Origin of the sequence: Peribacillus sp. FSL K6-5616 (assembly GCF_038008245.1) — a bacterium.
Taxonomy (GTDB): Bacteria; Bacillota; Bacilli; order Bacillales; family DSM-1321; genus Peribacillus; species Peribacillus frigoritolerans.
Window position 1 is genome coordinate 5416669 of record NZ_JBBOYT010000001.1, and the last position, 16545, is coordinate 5433213.

16 protein-coding genes are annotated in these 16545 nt (G+C 38.0%); 14 read left to right on the forward strand and 2 right to left on the reverse strand.

All coding sequences use genetic code 11. From position 1 onward, the window contains the following. The first annotated feature begins 683 nt into the window (after positions 1–683). The 7 genes from nikA to MHB45_RS26445 all read left to right on the forward strand — a co-directional run bounded on the left by nikA (position 684) and on the right by MHB45_RS26445 (position 6881). Positions 684–2309 (forward strand): nickel ABC transporter substrate-binding protein, encoded by a 1626-nt coding sequence (gene nikA, locus MHB45_RS26415; protein WP_048687813.1) that lies wholly within the window; start codon positions 684–686, stop codon positions 2307–2309. A gap of 17 nt (positions 2310–2326) precedes the next feature. Next, positions 2327–3271 (forward strand): nickel ABC transporter permease subunit NikB, encoded by a 945-nt coding sequence (nikB, locus tag MHB45_RS26420; RefSeq protein ID WP_048687811.1) that lies wholly within the window; start codon positions 2327–2329, stop codon positions 3269–3271. Further along, positions 3268–4098 (forward strand): nickel ABC transporter permease subunit NikC, encoded by an 831-nt coding sequence (gene nikC, locus MHB45_RS26425; protein ID WP_034306314.1) that lies wholly within the window; start codon positions 3268–3270, stop codon positions 4096–4098. Before nikB ends, nikC begins: the two co-directional genes overlap by 4 nt. Before the next feature lie 17 nt (positions 4099–4115). Further along, the gene (gene nikD / locus MHB45_RS26430) at positions 4116–4943 is read left to right on the forward strand and encodes a nickel import ATP-binding protein NikD (RefSeq protein WP_072273889.1); all 828 of its coding nucleotides are present in this window, start codon (positions 4116–4118) and stop codon (positions 4941–4943) included. 32 nt (positions 4944–4975) lie between these two features. Then, positions 4976–5797 (forward strand): nickel import ATP-binding protein NikE, encoded by an 822-nt coding sequence (gene nikE, locus MHB45_RS26435; protein ID WP_048687807.1) that lies wholly within the window; start codon positions 4976–4978, stop codon positions 5795–5797. Positions 5798–6154: 357 nt separating this feature from the next. Then, the gene (locus tag MHB45_RS26440; protein WP_048687805.1) at positions 6155–6646 is read left to right on the forward strand and encodes a DUF2975 domain-containing protein; all 492 of its coding nucleotides are present in this window, start codon (positions 6155–6157) and stop codon (positions 6644–6646) included. Between the two features lie 10 nt (positions 6647–6656). Beyond that, complete coding sequence (locus tag MHB45_RS26445) at positions 6657–6881, forward strand: helix-turn-helix domain-containing protein (protein ID WP_048687804.1); 225 nt, start codon at positions 6657–6659, stop codon at positions 6879–6881. A gap of 259 nt (positions 6882–7140) precedes the next feature. On the opposite strand, the gene MHB45_RS26450 is transcribed toward MHB45_RS26445, so the two are convergent. Further along, entirely contained in the window at positions 7141–7680 is a 540-nt protein-coding gene (locus MHB45_RS26450; RefSeq protein WP_340908149.1) for a VanZ family protein, read from the reverse strand. Positions 7681–8589: 909 nt separating this feature from the next. On the opposite strand from MHB45_RS26450, the gene MHB45_RS26455 reads away from it, so the two are divergent. From MHB45_RS26455 to MHB45_RS26485, 7 genes are all read left to right on the forward strand, one after another. Beyond that, the gene (locus MHB45_RS26455; protein ID WP_048687802.1) at positions 8590–9087 is read left to right on the forward strand and encodes an LURP-one-related/scramblase family protein; all 498 of its coding nucleotides are present in this window, start codon (positions 8590–8592) and stop codon (positions 9085–9087) included. 399 nt (positions 9088–9486) lie between these two features. After that, a complete protein-coding gene (locus MHB45_RS26460) occupies positions 9487–9927 on the forward strand; it encodes a CoxG family protein (RefSeq protein ID WP_048687801.1) in 441 nt (146 codons plus the stop codon). Positions 9928–10351: 424 nt separating this feature from the next. Then, complete coding sequence (locus MHB45_RS26465; protein ID WP_048687800.1) at positions 10352–11266, forward strand: DoxX-like family protein; 915 nt, start codon at positions 10352–10354, stop codon at positions 11264–11266. After that, positions 11266–11877 (forward strand): DUF4166 domain-containing protein, encoded by a 612-nt coding sequence (locus MHB45_RS26470; RefSeq protein ID WP_048687798.1) that lies wholly within the window; start codon positions 11266–11268, stop codon positions 11875–11877. Before MHB45_RS26465 ends, MHB45_RS26470 begins: the two co-directional genes overlap by 1 nt. Continuing rightward, positions 11846–13399: a YndJ family protein gene (locus tag MHB45_RS26475; protein ID WP_072273887.1), complete on the forward strand. Its 1554-nt coding sequence runs from the start codon at positions 11846–11848 to the stop codon at positions 13397–13399. Before MHB45_RS26470 ends, MHB45_RS26475 begins: the two co-directional genes overlap by 32 nt. A 199-nt stretch (positions 13400–13598) precedes the next feature. Continuing rightward, complete coding sequence (locus tag MHB45_RS26480) at positions 13599–13880, forward strand: hypothetical protein (protein WP_072273886.1); 282 nt, start codon at positions 13599–13601, stop codon at positions 13878–13880. 150 nt (positions 13881–14030) lie between these two features. Then, positions 14031–14315, forward strand: a complete 285-nt coding sequence (locus MHB45_RS26485) for a DUF3784 domain-containing protein (RefSeq protein ID WP_048687533.1) — start codon at positions 14031–14033, stop codon at positions 14313–14315. Between the two features lie 238 nt (positions 14316–14553). On the opposite strand, the gene MHB45_RS26490 is transcribed toward MHB45_RS26485, so the two are convergent. Beyond that, positions 14554–15480 (reverse strand): cation diffusion facilitator family transporter, encoded by a 927-nt coding sequence (locus MHB45_RS26490; protein WP_072273885.1) that lies wholly within the window; start codon positions 15478–15480, stop codon positions 14554–14556. Positions 15481–16545: the final 1065 nt, after the last annotated feature.

Consider the following 16545-nt stretch of genomic DNA (forward strand, 5'->3'; position numbering starts at 1 on the left):
AATTGGACCTATTGTACGGTTTTAAAATTCCATATCTAGAACAGGGAAAAGGAATATGGACGGTTCCCAGGAATTAACGATTTATACGATGACTATTTGTATGAAGTGATTGATGAGTATAATCAGGGTCATAACTTTGTTTTTATTAAACTGCTGGCGAAAGTCCAGGGACGCGATGGAATATCATAATAATCATTCAAGAATTTAAAGGGAAAAAACCATATAACACCATATATGTTTCGGCATTCTCAGCAAGAGCGTTTGGGACATTCACAAATCTATACCACGATTAAATGTCCACCTTCCGATGTCTTCTACGTAAAAATAATTATATCAGAATAATATTATTGACTTTATCCTCTTATAAGGTTAAGAGGATTGCAACTGATGATTGTGTTATCAAAAAACAGGTGAATGATGATTATTTCTTCACGACGGAATGTTTTGGTCAAGTTCCTTACTTTCACGAACAATACCAGTTTTAAAAGGGGGCGAACGTGTGAATATTCGGAGCAGCATCATCATTCATGGCTGAAAGGGATATTGGGGTTCTACGTATCTACATATGATTTCTTATAAACATATTTATATTTTTCGAGAGTTTCGACATTATATTGACAATAATATAGTTACTCATTACAATTGAAAATAATTCTCAATATGGTACAGGGGGCACCAATGTGATGTCAAAACGAAGAAACAGCAAACAAGTGTTATTAATATCGGCAATCGTTTTAATTTTATCAACGCTTTTACTTGGATGTACAAATGAATCAAAAGAAAATTCAACTTCAAACAAAGACAGTAAAGACATGCTTACTTTGGCTTGGCCGAGGGATATAGGTGAAATGAATCCGCATGTCTATAATCCTTCTCAATTATTCGCTACATCAATGATATATGAGCCTTTGGTCAGCTACCAAGATGGAGGTAAGCTGAAACCGCATTTAGCTGAATCTTGGGAAATTTCCAAGGATGGGAAGGAATATACGTTCAACCTCCGTCAAGATGTGAAATTTTCTGACGGTACGAGCTTTAATGCTGAAATTGTGAAAAAGAACTTTGATACTATATTGAAAAATGTTGATTTACATAGTTGGTTGGGCTTTATTACGAAAGTGGATCAAACGGAAGTAATTGACCAAAACACATTTAAACTAACATTAAAGGAGCCATATTATCCTACTATTCAAGAGTTAGCCGTTGTTCGTCCAGTCCGATTCTTAGGTGATGCTGGATTCCCTAAAGATGGTGACACTTCTAAAGGTGTTACAAAACCAGTCGGTACAGGGCCGTGGATTTTGGAAGAACATAAAGCAGATGAATATGCTATTTTCAAACGCAATGAAAATTATTGGGGTGAACTCCCTAAAGTTAAGAAAATCAAAGTCAAGATCATTCCTGATGCGGAAACCCGTGTTCTTGCTTTTGAAAAAGGTGACCTGGACCTAATTTATGGTGAAGGTGCTATCAGTCTGGATGCGTTCAAACAATTAGAAACAACCGGTAACTATGAGACTAGTATTTCTGATCCGGTTGCGACAAGACAACTAGTTATGAATACGAAGAAAGAACAACTTTCAGATTTACGTGTTCGTCAAGCGTTACAATATGGATTTAATAAAAAAGCAATGGTTGACGGAGTTACTTCTGGGTTGGAAGAGAAGGCAGATTTCATTTTACCGACAAACTTCCCGTATACTTCAGACATTGATGTAACAGCGATTGATTATAATGTCGAAAAAGCAAAAGCTTTATTAGATGAAGCAGGATGGAAGCTTCCAAAAGGAAAAAACGTTCGTGAGAAAGACGGAAAGCCGCTTGAAATCGAGTTAATGTACGACTCTGCAGAATCGATTCAAAAAGCAATGGCCGAAACATTACAATCTGAGTGGGCGGCACTGGGTGTTAAATTGAATATCGTTGGAGTTGAGCTTACGGTACAAATTGAAAGATTCAAAGCTAATGATTTTGAATTGAATTTCTTTAGTAACTATGGCGCTCCATATGATCCACATACTTTCGTAAATGTCGTTGGTTCGGAAGGATTTGGTTTTAACGAAGCCATTTCATCTTATCCGAACAGAGATGAGTTGTTAAAACAAATTGCAGATGTTCCTGGAACAACAGATGAAAAAGAACGTCAAGAACTTTACTCAACCATTTTGGAATCACTGCAAGACCAAGGAGCGATTGTGCCTATTTCTTATATTAAGAAAATAGCTGTTTACCAAAAAGATGTATCTAATTTTACATTCCCTGCTAACCGGGATGAACATCCATTCACAGGGATTAGCATCGAGAAGTAAGTTACAGGAGGGTTTTCATGGGCACTTATATCTTGAAACGAATTATGGCCATTATTCCCATCTTTCTTTTGGCCACTCTTCTAACGTTTGGAATGATTCACCTTTCACCTGTGGACCCAGCTGAGGCATATTTATCTGCAGCACATATCCAATCTACAGATGAGATATTGGCACAGAAAAGACATGAGTTTGGCTTAGATCAACCCCTCCATGTTCAATATGTAAATTCTATTATTAAGATATGCCAATTTGATTTTGGCATATCTTATCTTTCGAATAAACCTGTTTGGGAAGAGGTTACCTATCGAATGCCAGCGACCATTCAGTTAGCTTTAGGTAGCATCCTATTAGCTATCCTGGTCAGTGTCCCTCTTGGGTTTTTGGCAGGCATAAAGAAAAACAGTGGTATTGACCATTTTAGTCGCCTTCTCTCTTTTTTCGGGGCGTCCATCCCTTCTTTTTGGCTTGGTTATTTATTGATTTTTTTCTTTTCTGTTAAACTCGACCTATTTCCTGTCGAAGGAATCGGGACTTGGCAACATCTGGTTCTTCCTTCCGTTACTTTAGCTTTGCCATTAATAGCTTTGTATACTCGACTATTACGTGCTAGCGTTCTTGAAAATTTACAGGAACCTTATGTCCTTTTTGCTCGCACAAGAGGGATTCATGAAAAAGTCATTATGGGAAAACATGTATTGAGAATAGCCATATCCCCCATGATTACTGGACTGGGTATGAATTTAGGAAAGCTGCTGACTGGAACCATTATCGTCGAAGCGGTTTTTTCCTGGCCAGGATTCGGTCGTTATTTCATAGAAGCTATTTTTAATCGGGATGTTCCTGTCATTCAATGCTATGTGCTTTTAGCTGCGGGACTTTTCATTTTTAGCAACTTGATTGTTGACCTAATCCAAATGTGTATCGACCCACGCATCTCCAGAAAAGGAGGGCAACGTCAATGATAACAAGTCTTCGTATTATGATGAGAAGTCAGAAAGTGATTGTCCTTTGTTCAATAATATTAAGCTTCCTATTTATCATCACCATCTTGGCTCCTTGGATTGCACCTAATGATCCTATTGCTGTCAATTTAGCTAATAAACTACAGCCATCTTCCTTTGAGTATCCATTGGGAACGGATCATTTAGGAAGATGTACGTTATCACGCATCTTATATGGAGCTCGCATTTCGTTAGGATTTGCTACATTAATCTTTATTTCATCTTTAGGCATCGGTTTGATTGTCGGAACCATTGCAGGTTATAAAGGTGGATGGGTGGACCAGGTGCTAATGAGACTGTGTGATGGTGTTATGGCATTTCCGAACCTTTTGCTCATTCTTGGACTTGTTGGTATATTGGGACCTGGCCTTAAACAGGTCATCATAGCATTGATGCTTGTGCAATGGGTATATTATGCGAGAATTTTCCGAGGAATGGTACTTAGTCTAAAAGAACAAAACTATATAGCGGCGGCTAAAATAAGCGGTTCTTCTCAATGGAAGATAATAAAGAAACATATTGTTCCAAATGTTCTTCCTCCGCTCGCTGTTATGGGTACATTAGAAATGGGTTGGGCCATCATGGATATATCGGCCATGTCGTTTCTAGGTTTGGGCGTGCAACCCCCTACACCAGAATGGGGAGCAATGATTCATGAAGGGAAATCCTATATTCGGACGAATCCAGAATTAATGCTATATCCAGGTTTGATGATTATGCTTGTTGTCGTCACCTTCAATTTATTAGGCGAAGCGCTATCAGAACGTTTTGGAGTCAAACGTCGTTAATAAAAAGGATGAGAAGATTGAGAACAGAACGGTCGATTGTATTAACAGTGAGCGATCTACATGTACAAGTACAAACAAAGGATGGTGCTTCCACCCTCGTTCAGGATATTAATTTTGAACTGGAAAAAGGGAAGGTATTGGGTCTTGTTGGGGAAAGTGGGAGTGGTAAAACCGTTACGAGTATGTCCATTCTACAGCTTCTTGATCGGAAAACAACGACAATCAAAGGGAGCATTACCCTTCAAGGACGAGAATTAAATGGTTTGGACGATAAAGAAATACGTGGAATTCGCGGCAAGGATATTGCCTTTATTATGCAAAATCCGATGAATTCATTTACGCCTGTTTTTACAATTGGCAATCAATTTGTCGAAACGATTAGGACTCATACCGCATTGAATAAAAAACAAGCAAAAGAGCTTGCCATCGAGGCGATGCAAAATGTAAACCTGCCAAATCCCGCGAAACTATTAAAAAGCTATCCTTTTCAATTGAGTGGAGGTATGCTTCAACGCGTGATGATTGCGATGGCCGCATGTTTACAGCCTTCCGTTATTATTGCTGATGAGCCGACGACTGCACTCGACGTACATAACCAATTACAGGTACTTCGCCACTTGGATAAAATCCGTTCTGAATATGGAACATCCATTTTACTCATTTCTCATGATCTTGGCGTCATTTCTGAAATGGCAGATGATGTAGTCGTTATGCAACATGGCAGAATTGTAGAAACAGCAAATGTGTTTGAACTATTTGATAATCCGCAGCATGAATACACAAAGAAACTGCTAAATGCCCGTCTTAGCATTAAACATGAAGAGCTTATCACCCATATGTCGTGATATCTGGATTGCATTTTTTGAGGGGTGAACAAATGAGTTTATTACAAGTAAAAGCAGTAACTCATAGCTATAATTCTCATACGTTTTTAAAATGGAAAGAGCCTTCTAAAAAAGTACTCACTGACATTTCCCTCTCCATTGATGAAGGAACATGTTTAGGGCTGCTTGGCACGAGTGGAGCTGGAAAAAGTACATTAGGAAAAGTGATCCTTGGTTTAGAACGTCCACAGCAAGGACAGGTTCTGTTTCAAGGGCATGATATCTATACCGCTGATAAGCTTACACGACAAAAGTTACGCCGAGATCTACAAGTCGTCTTTCAGGATTCATATTCAGCTGTCAATCCACGAATGACCGCCGAAGGTATTATAGGCGAGCCATTGGAAAACTATGAAAAACTAACCGTAGCCGAACAAAAAAGAACGGTTATTGAGTTATTGGAAAGAGTGGGCCTAAGTGAAAAGGATTTAAAAAAATACCCACACCAATTTAGCGGTGGACAATTGCAAAGAATTAATATTGCTAGAGCAATCTCTCTTAAGCCATTGCTAATCGTCTTGGATGAATCCGTAAGCAGTCTGGATATGGTTAATCAAACACTTATTTTAGAATTATTAAGTGAGTTGAAAAAAGACTTCGGCTTATCTTATCTTTTTATTACACATGATATTAAAGCGGCTTATTCAATCTCTGATACTTTGGGTGTACTGGAAAAAGGAGAATTAATCGAGCATTACAATTCCAAAGATCAGTTTTTTTCGTCAGAACATCCTGTCGTTAAACAGATGAGAAGTTCTATACTCGCTGAGCATCCGCGTTTTCGTTCTCTTCCAATGAGGATTAACAAGTCCTAGTTTAGAATATATCTTTGCCGATTTCCGTTGAAAATCGAGGCCCTTGTTTATCTCATATTTAAGGAGTTGCAATAGCATACTTTATACCGGTTATTCGTTTTTTACGATTTAGCGATGTGGGCGTTCGTTATTATGACTAACGTTGAATATCCGGCTGCCATCTGGCAGCTTCTGTAACTAAAGGGGAAGTTGGTTTCACAAGCTATCGAGCATTTCACTGTAATGGGGAATGCTTTTTATTTTTGTCTTATAAATGTATAAACAATAATAATGTAATTAAATTCAATAATATTTTATTGTAAAACAATAAAAAGCATGTTAAATTCAAATTGACAATAATTAAATGAGGTGCTTTTCATGAAACGAAGTTCAACACTCTTTTTAAAGGCAGCTGTTATTTTTATCGGCATTCCGGTTCTTGCTTTGTGTCTATTTTTGTTGCCTCAGATAGCGAATGAAGCAAATGAAGCAGCAGAAAGAGGTTCAGATTTGGCTTATGTGGTATATGGCCTATTAATGGTTATGTATGTGTCGGCAATCCCATTTTACTTCGCTTTGTATCAATCTTTTAATCTATTAAGCTATATTGACAAGAACCAAGCTTTCTCGGAATTATCTGTAAGAGCGCTAAAGAAAATCAAAAAATGTGCCATCACAATCAGCGGCTTGTATGTGGTGGCCCTGCCATTCGTCTTTATCCTAGCGGAAGTGGATGACGCACCGGGTCTCGGACTAATCGGAATGGTCATGATTTTTGCTCCCATGGTGATTGCTGTCTTTGCGGCTGTCCTTCAAAGACTTTTACAAGAAGCCATCGATATAAAATCAGAGAATGACTTAATAGTCTGAGGTGAATAACATGGCAATAATAATCAATATTGATGTGATGCTGGCTAAAAGGAAAATGAGCGTAACAGAACTTTCGGAAAGGGTCGGAATAACGATGGCTAACCTTTCTATATTGAAAAATGGAAAGGCAAAAGCGATTCGACTATCCACGTTAGAAGCGATTTGTAAGGCTTTGGACTGTCAGCCGGGAGATCTTTTGGAATACAAAAGTGAAGAGGGCACACCAGGAGAATAAATCATTTAGGTAGGCTGCTGCGGCAGCCTTTTTCTTATGGAACTGACGGGGTGGGATAGTTGAATAGTGCTCTTTGACCTTTCTTCAACTATTGGGACTTTTTGTTGAAGAAGGATATTTTCTGTTTTTAGAGAAATAGAATTTAAAAAAGCCATCCTCAAAATAGGTGGCTTGTGATATTTTTCATTCTTGTTTTATAAATAAAGAATCTGCTGGCATACCCTCTGTTAATTTTCATGAACAGCAATTCTCCAATTACTTAGGAAACTTTATAAATAATAACACCACTAATCCTGAGATATATTAAAAACAGCAATAGCCCAACAATGCAAATCGTTCCGATTGAAGCCAAAACATTAAGGATTTTATTTGCTTTAGTACTGAACAGCTTACAAAATACAATATTAACTCCAACTCCAATAATTCCACCTAATGTATTTCCCATAAAGTCAGTTATATCGCTAGCTCCTATTGCAAAGATGAATTGCAATCCTTCAAATAACAAACTAACTCCGGCTATTACTGCAATCTTTTTCAAGAAAGGCCAATTTGATTTTAGCATACTGATATAAATTCCAAATGGGATAAATGCAAGTACATTATAGATTATTTCATTAAAATCTATTTGATTATTAACATTAGCTGAATCAGCAAAAGGGATTAAGTTGATTTCCCTAAAATCCGGCAAGCCTTGGAGTGAAAATTGCATTTTAAAGAGTATAATCCATGGTAATGTAAATAAATATACGGCCAACAAGCCTACGGTTAACTTATTTTGATTGTTTTTTGATTTTTCCATATAAATCCCCAATTCCTAATTCATTTTCAAATTTATAATCTATGCTTTAACCTACTTTACACTATGCTATCATCTCCCGAAATTTTTCAGATTTGATCCTCTTAATCTTGGGATATCGGTAATATCTTAAGAATAAAAGCTAATGCAAAAACCAATAAATATCCCCACTTTTTCAATTTTAGTCTCCTCGATGAAGTAACTTGTTTATAGGATAGGAAAAACTTTTAAAATAAAAAGTGGGGTAAACATTAAATTTTTCTTAAATTTTTACTTGGATTTTATTATTAATCTTCTTAGGAATCCGCCATTGGTAATTGTGTCTTTAAAATAAAATTGCGATGTTTGAAGATAGATGCGAAGTTTTGTATAAAGTTGTGATACTTTATCTTTTCAATCAAAGATTTCTAAATGAGTTTTGATTAAACTTTTTGAAAACGGAGAGTCCATTCAAAAAGAAAGGAAACATTTTGATTCCTTTTATTGCCAAATATTTTGGTTTATAGAAAACTTTTAATCAAACATTATTCAATTAATTGATGGATTTTGACATACCGCCAGAGAAATTGTAATCAAGTCGATAAAGGTGTTCCGAGAAGAATCGCTTTTCTTAATGAACGAACGTGGGCGTTAGCTGAAGATCGGAGCTGTCTTAAGGCAGCTTTTTCTTTATGGCACTATCGGGGCAGGATAGTTCAAGAGTACATAAGGAGTTATTGAACAATTGGGTCAGATTGCGAAGGAAGGATTGCTGCCTTTACAAAAGGTAAATTAGTTAAGGATAAATAGTGGTGAACCGAAAAGAAGGCGCTTTTGAGTGGAGTTATTATTTGGAATTTAATGCATAAGATTGGAACCAATGCCCATTTAAAACGTAAGTAATGTAAAGACTTAAGGTTGGGAGGCATTAGTATGAGGCAGCTTTATATTAAACAGAAGGTATTCAGTCTAAGCGGAAAATTTACAGTAAAGGATCAGCAGGAGAAGGATATATATTACGTGGAGGGAAGTTTTATGCAAGTTCCGAAGACTTTCTCCATTATGAATACAGCAAGAGATGAAGTAGCACTCATTACGAAAAAGGTGTTCAGCTTTTTACCAAAGTTTTTGGTTGAGGTGAATGGCCGAGAGGTATTAACAATTAAGAAGGAATTTTCCTTCTTAAAAGCACGATATACAATTGAGGCGGCAGGCATTGAAGTACATGGTAATTGGTGGGATATGGATTTTCAAGTTATACAGCATGGTAAAATCGTAGGTAAAGTGGGCAAGGAGTGGTTCACTTGGGGCGATAGCTACAAGGTTCAAATAATAGATGAAGAGATGGAAACGATTATTATTGCACTCGTTGTTGCAATTGATTGTGTAAAGGCTGATCAAGCAGCTGCTTCCTCAGCATCGTCGATTTAAAATAGAAGTGTAAAATTACAAGGATGACAGTTTTTGTAAAATCAAGGTTTGGACAAGTACGGTGAACTGTACCCTAATTAAATGACAAGGAGGCCATGTGGTGGAAAAAGGTATAAAACCTTGTTGAACCAACAGGTGCGTAGCTGAAGATAGGAGCTGTCTTTAAGGCAGCTTTTTACTTATGGAACTAAAGGGGCAGGACAATTCCATAAGGAATACTATTATGTGACATTATAGTCGGTTAAAAACGTCAGTCCTGTTATTCCATTAAAGGGCTGGATTGATGAGGATTGGAAAATTTTGATTCTACAAATAGATGTAAGTTCATGCTTTTTATGTAATAATTATTTTGTAGAAATGTAAAGTTGCAATTCATACATAGTGAAGGTGGGGATCATAATGGCAACGGGAACGCATACTGTAGTAGTTCCAGCAGATGTACAAGCAGTTTGGGATTATGTCAGTGATCTCGAAAAATGGGCAACGACAGTACCAGCCTATAAAGAACATGAAATCATAAATGACAAGCAATCTATTTGGACATTTGAAGGTAGTGTGAAAGGTATAAAGAAAACAATCCAAGCTCAGGTAGATATTACCGAATGGAATGAACCTTCAAATATTAAGTTTGAACTAAAAGGTTTATCAGATAATTTTACAGGAAGCGGTCACTTTACTGCAGAAGATGTTAATGGTAAAACAATAATGACTTGTACGGTGGAAATCCATGCAGGCGGATTATCTGGTGCGGTTTTAACACCAATTATTAAATGGGCTGTTCCAAAAGTAGCATCTCGTTTAACAGAATCTATCGCGCGTAAAATTGCAGTATTCTCATAGTTTTCAAAGATTGAAATCCAATTCATTTTGGATTTGCCTTCTCTGAAGTATAGAGGGTAACATTCTGAAGTGACCAATATAATGATATCGAGCTTTACTAGAAATTTTATAATTAGCGGAAAGGGGGCTATCCAAAAAGGATGGCCTCTTTTTTTAATATTCCAGAATCGCTTTTCTTAATGAGCTAACGGGTGCGTTAGCTGAAGACCGGGGCTGTCTTTAAGGCAGCTTTTTCTTATGGAATTAAAGGGGCAGGATAGTTGAAGAGTGCTGTTTGACCTCTGGTTCAGTAAATGGGCCAGATAATTGAGCAATAAAATAAGTTATTAGATTGTCATTCAACTCTACCACTCTTACAGCAATTTCATAATTTCTAACATTGTGTATTGAAACTTATGTTACTTTATTAATGGAGGTGACATTTATGAAAAACAAACCAATCTATGTGGAAATTCCAATTCAGGCAACTATAGACGAAGTATGGCGTATGACTCAAAAGCCTGAACTACATGAACAATGGGATTTGCGTTTTTCTTCTATTACCTATTTACCGAAAAAATCAGAAGATGATCCGCAATCCTTTTTATATGAAACGAAATTGGGATGTTGGGTAAAAGTCGCTGGCTGGGGTAAAAGTATCGGTACGCATAATAAGAAGGATGGTTCAAAGACATCTTCTCTTCACTTTGGTACCGATCAAAAAATTTCGCCAATTTGTGAAGGTAAAGGATATTGGCAGTATATTCCGACAGAAAACGGAACCATATTTCTCACCCAATATGACTATGATGTACGTTATGGTTTATTTGGACGGCTTTTAGACATCTTTTTTCGGCCCATCATGGGGTGGGCAACAGCTCTAAGCTTTGATGTGCTAAAACGCTGGATTGAAAAGGGGGAATCGCCACGATCACAGTATGTACGTTTCATTATTAACGCTATAGTAACAATGCTCTTTTTCTTTGTTTGGCTTTATCATGGGCTAATACCGAAGATGATTGCCAAACATCCTGAGGAAGTATCGATGCTATCTAGTTTAACTTCCTTGGAGGGGACTGCTGCTGTAAAGGGTGTAGGGATAATAGGCGTTCTCGAGATTTTATTTGCAGTGGTATGGCTTCTTTATCGTAAGAAAAGACATTTACTTGTTCTGCAGATGATTGCTTTTCCAGTATTGACCATTAGTGCCTTGATCGCTAGTCCTTCATTCTCATTACACCCGTTTAACCCTATTACATTTAATGCTAGTCTGTGGGTTCTTTCCATTATTAGCTTCTTACTCGCAACTGATTTGCCATCGGCAACAAGTTGCAAGCGTACGAGAAAGGGTGAATCATAATGACAATCTACCAAGACCTCTTAGGTGAGGATTTTCAAAGACTTCATCCTAAGCTACAAGAGCGTTATGCCCTACCAATTGATAAACCGTTTAATGGGGTCGGAACGATGTCAAAGATTGAAACGGGGGCTTTCTGGCTAAAACCCTTTTTAAAATTAGCAACATGCTGGAAATTTCTTTTTCCCGAAAACGGGAAGGATGTGCCGTTTTCGATCAAAAATACCTGTAGATCATTGCCGACTGGTGAGGCAGAAATATATTGGGAGCGTACTTTTTATTTTGAAGAGATTACTCGGCATTTTAATGCGTTTATGACGGTTGATACAAAGCGTAGAGTTGTGAAGGATTATTTAGGGGAGCCGAGCTTATTTTATTCGGATTTAAAATTTGCGGTGACACCTGAAGGGTGCATTCACATTCGCTCTGGTCCTCAACGTATCGTTATAGGTAACCTAGAGTTTCCAATTCTTCGGTTATTGGAAGGAGTTGTGAACGTTGAGGAAGGGTACGATGATGCCCGAGAAGTATTTACGATTCAAGTCGATATACGAAACCGAGTCGTAGGAAGGTTGATGGCTTATGAAGGCGAATTTAAGGAGCAGACTGTTTAGTTCAATCACCATTGCAGGTGTGTTCTTTTTCATAGTAAGCAGCATTTTGACATCTGAACCCTATTTGTTAATGCTGACAGCTGCACAGTTGATTTTCGTGCCACTTATGCTCCAGCTACTATTAGAAACAAAGAAGAAACATATTATTTTCAATTGGATTGCTATGCTCTCCATCTTATTATTGCAAGTTGTCCCATCAAGTACAGGACAGATGGTACTCGCTTTCATTTATATGATTTTAACCTTTTTTGTGGCGTGTTATGGGCTAAAGCGGTTTTTTCAGCGTGGTTTTACAAATTGGGCAGAAATATCGATTGATATCGGGATGATGTATTTATTTGTAGGCGGACTATGGTTCTTTGCTTATATTGCGGGAATTGATACAGGTTTTAGTCCACTAATCACATGGTTAACAGCTATTCATTTTCATTACTCTGCCTTTTTATTGCCCATATCTCTTGGGTTTTTTGGACGCTTACACGATTCAACATGGTATCGATTAATTGTGCCAATTATATTAGCAGGTCCCATGCTTGTCGCCATTGGCATTTCATTTTCGCCGTTACTGGAATTCATCTCTGTGTTGCTTTACATATTTGCCATTTACACCTTAATCGTACTTGCATACCGAACACGGTTCCTTTCCAACTTGCAGACGATATTGATACGGCTTTCATTCAGTGCACTAGGCATCACAATCTTATTTTCATTGCTTTATGCGACAAATAATTCGTTTGGACTTTGGTTTGTTAGTATTGATTTTATGCTAAAATTTCATGGCTTATTTAACTGTTTAATTTTTGGCATGTTAGGCGTACTCGGTTGGGTGCTTGTGCCTCCTGAAACGAAGCAGGATGTCTGGAATTTCCCGGTGAGCCGAATTCGAGGTGCGTTAAAAGGAGCAGGCAAGCAACACCCAGGACTAGTGGATGAACTAAGTGATTTTGTTGATATCGAAACTTTACCAAAAACAATCGTCCATTTTTATGAGAACACCGATCAGTATCGGTTATTTGCTTCTGTAAAATGGGCAACTTGGTTTAAACCGTTTGCGGTGTGCTATAAATTGATAAGTACAAAACTACAGCAGTTGAACCTGCCCATCTCAAGTAAACGTACTGAAATGACATATAAAATACGTGCTGTTGATCAAACGCTAGATGGGAGGGAAAATCCACGCGCATGGATTCGCCAGGTGAAGGAGAATACCGTATTTGTGGCCATTTATTCTCAGCATAAAACGGGGGGCAGGACGTATATGAATATAGCACTTCCTCTTCCTTATTCGTCAATGATTGGCATTTTACAGCTTGACACTATCGGTGGCTCTCTTATTCTTTCGAGCGAGGGAGAAAGTGACTCTGGTATTTATTTAGCAGCTGGCAAAGCGCTTTTCAAGCTTCCATTATCCGAGCACTTTTTAATTAATGAAACAATTGCAGGAATACTCACAGCACATCACAAAATGCGAATTTTTGGCATTCCTTTCTTACATATTGATTACACCATAAATCAAAAATGATGGTGTAGGGTATTAATGCTTATTTGGAGGGATTTAAAGAGGGGAAATTCAATAAGATGAATTGGAGGATAATAGTTTTTCTAATTACTTATAAAAGAATTGATACGACTTATTCCATTATAGGGCGCGATTCTTTAATAGGGATTGCCCCTTGAGACCTAAGGGGTATACAGTTTAACGGTTTTAGGAGGTGAAAATGATGAAACGTGCGATAGGAATATTTCTTACTCTTTCTTCTTTACTAACATACTTAATTGTGGACATGCTTTATGATCCTGTTGAGAATAAAATAACAACAACAGATATGAATTCAGGAGTTACAACAGCAACAGTACTATATCAATATCCTTTGATGTATTGGGTAATTTGTGTCATTTTAATAATTACTTTTATTCTTGGGATTTACTTTATTCTAGCAAAGGAAAAGCAATATGAGGAACGTCCACTCTGTGATACTCCGGAATATATTAGAAATAAGTGAATCGAACTATGGGTGCTTTACTTCAATAAGGGAGTGGCTTGGGCAGCTCTTGAGCTAAAGGGGCAGGATAGTTGAAGTAAAGGAAACTTTTTCCTTTACTATTCGTATAAAAAATAATAAGAAACAAAGTTGTCCTTGGGAGGTGTAAAGGTGGATTACGGATTATTGGTTATTGGTATAGCTCTTTTACTTGTGTCTTACTTAGTAGCTGTGAAAAAACAAACCTGGTTGTTAGCTGGATTTAATGAAAAAATGATTAAAAATAAGTCTTTGTTAGGTACAGTAACAGGTGGGTTTTTTTTTCTTCCTTTTGGATTGTTAGCAGTTATCAATAGTTTCATTGACTATCCTTATGAAGGAACGGTTCTTATAATAGCTATGTTGGTTTTATTAACAATTACGTACGTATTTATCAATAGAAGATTACTCGATTAATGCAACGAACGGGTGCGTTAGCTAAAGATCGGAGCTGTCTTTAAGGCAGCATTTTTTTATGCAACTATCGGGGCAGTTTAGTTGAAAAAAAGACGCGTTTTTGCTGGTGGTTACCCCTAATGCCCATGAAGTCCGTGGCTCTTTAAACAAACATACTGCCGCCGTACGAGCATATCGCCAGGCTTGACCAGGCCGCCGCTGCGATCTGCCCTGGTCAAGCCTGCTTACTACCCTGTTTTTAGTCCGCCCATTCAACATCGGTCGTGAACACAATTGTTAACCATCGATCAGTACTTTCCTCGCCGATGGCATTACCGATTTCATCACGGATTGCGTCCCACTCTTCAAGGCATTTTGCCGGCCACCCGCCAGGCACAATAAAGTATAGTTCAATTTGCTTTCCCCGACCAACCTTTGCGACGTAAGCTCGGTAAGAAACGAAGCCGTAGCGCTTCACAAAGTCCCGTGCGACCTCGTCCACATGCTGCTTGAGTGATTGAGGGGTGATCAGCAGGACATCCGCCAAGGCCCGCTTTACCGTTGAAATCGGCAGCGGAATAATTACCAAACAGATCAGCACAAGTACTGCAGGATCAATATAGGGTGTAAGCCATTCCAAATTCGTTCCTTCAAAAGCGTATCCGATGCAAAACGCGATCAAGAGCGCAGCGGTGATGCCACCGGTCATCATCCAGGCCTTAGCGTCAAGGGCAACAAAATCCGAGCTAAGTGTCTTGTTTACGCGTGTTTCGAAAATCGCCATAGAACAGCAAGCGATCATTGTCACAACGGCATAGACGATGGCGAAACCGAACTCGAGATTGCGGCCGCCCGTCAGAAGACTACCAATTGCATTAATCAACGCATAAACGGCCGCCCCCATGAGCATGACACCGTTGAGACCAAGGACAATTGGCTCCAAGTGCCAAAATCCCATTGTGAAGCGTTCACTCAATTTACCATTCTGCCTATTCGGTGCAGTGGACGAGGTAATCAACTTTGAGACAATGAGCGCCAAGACGCTCATGATTGCATCGGTCAGAGAATAGAACCCATCAAAGGTGATAGAGAACGAACCTGATAGCAGGCCGAAAATGATTCCAAAGCAAGCAACGAAGATAGTAACGCCAATGGAGGCGCGAAGTATTCTTTGTTCGGTATTCAATTTTTTTCCCCCCTAGGATTGCAGCCAGAATCGCCGTAGTAGCGTTTCCTCTACTGGACGCCTACTTTAAGTGAAAACATCGCCATTATCTGCTCTTTAATATAATCTCCCAACCTTTCAAGTATCATTTTTGTCTTAAGGTTCAGAGTTTATACACCATAAAACTTTCGTGTTCTTGACTGGTTTTTGGTTTATAAAAATCGATTAGTCTAATTTGCCGCGAACAGAGATAACTTAAAACTACTTTAAAAATATGATAAACGATGTGCAACCATTGATTTAACAGTGATTGTCAATATGGTATACACAAATTATTACATAAATGGACATAGAGTGGAAGAGTTGGCTAACCAAAAGGTACATGGTATGCAAAAAGTGCCTTGGAGCATTGAATTTGCTGAGCCTATGAAATTAAAAGACGAATTAATAAAAGGAGTTAAGGTATCATGAATGGAGTTGGATTTAATTCAAACTCCAGTTAAGGATCGTCAAGATTGCAATCTTGAAGTTGGCAATGAAATTAAAATACATTTAACTAAAACTAAGTAGGCGCGTGTTTCCTTGATTCTTTAGTAAAAAGCTTCATGTTACTAACTGTTCAAATTAGCGGTGCTCTACATTAATAATTGAGGTTGCATATGCAGCCTTTTTCTTTTCATATGGCAATAACGGGGAAGGTTCAAACAAGAGATTGAATCTTTGTGAAAATTATATGGAAGTGGATGGGAAAGAGTATATTCTGAGTATCAGGTTACATTTACCTGTGCAATTCTGACGATATTGCTGTAGCGATCGGTGGTTTAATTAAAACGTAATCTCTCTTGAGGGATTTTTCTTTTTATTTGCTATCGTTATTGCTTGGAAGGCTATATGTTAATTTTTCTAATCTCCTATGTACAACGTACCTTGTAATCGGAATAAGAAGTGCAGGTATGGGGCGCCATCAGAAAGTAGATTGACCATATAGATAATTAATGGCGTTGTTCTGTATAATGCTGGCGGTATCCCATGTAGGATATTTACCTGAAGCCAAATAAAAATAGAATTACCTTGTGTAAGTTTTGA

Coding starts and splice junctions, on each gene's coding strand:
- MHB45_RS26460 (WP_048687801.1), top strand. CDS start 9,487: ATGGCAACGGGAACGCATACTGTAGTAGTTCCAGCAGATGTACAAGCA.
- MHB45_RS26465 (WP_048687800.1), top strand. CDS start 10,352: ATGAAAAACAAACCAATCTATGTGGAAATTCCAATTCAGGCAACTATA.
- MHB45_RS26480 (WP_072273886.1), top strand. CDS start 13,599: ATGAAACGTGCGATAGGAATATTTCTTACTCTTTCTTCTTTACTAACA.
- MHB45_RS26470 (WP_048687798.1), top strand. CDS start 11,266: ATGACAATCTACCAAGACCTCTTAGGTGAGGATTTTCAAAGACTTCAT.
- MHB45_RS26445 (WP_048687804.1), top strand. CDS start 6,657: ATGGCAATAATAATCAATATTGATGTGATGCTGGCTAAAAGGAAAATG.
- MHB45_RS26475 (WP_072273887.1), top strand. CDS start 11,846: ATGAAGGCGAATTTAAGGAGCAGACTGTTTAGTTCAATCACCATTGCA.
- MHB45_RS26450 (WP_340908149.1), bottom strand. CDS start 7,680: ATGGAAAAATCAAAAAACAATCAAAATAAGTTAACCGTAGGCTTGTTG.
- nikB (WP_048687811.1), top strand. CDS start 2,327: ATGGGCACTTATATCTTGAAACGAATTATGGCCATTATTCCCATCTTT.
- nikE (WP_048687807.1), top strand. CDS start 4,976: ATGAGTTTATTACAAGTAAAAGCAGTAACTCATAGCTATAATTCTCAT.
- MHB45_RS26440 (WP_048687805.1), top strand. CDS start 6,155: ATGAAACGAAGTTCAACACTCTTTTTAAAGGCAGCTGTTATTTTTATC.
- MHB45_RS26455 (WP_048687802.1), top strand. CDS start 8,590: ATGAGGCAGCTTTATATTAAACAGAAGGTATTCAGTCTAAGCGGAAAA.
- nikA (WP_048687813.1), top strand. CDS start 684: ATGTCAAAACGAAGAAACAGCAAACAAGTGTTATTAATATCGGCAATC.
- nikC (WP_034306314.1), top strand. CDS start 3,268: ATGATAACAAGTCTTCGTATTATGATGAGAAGTCAGAAAGTGATTGTC.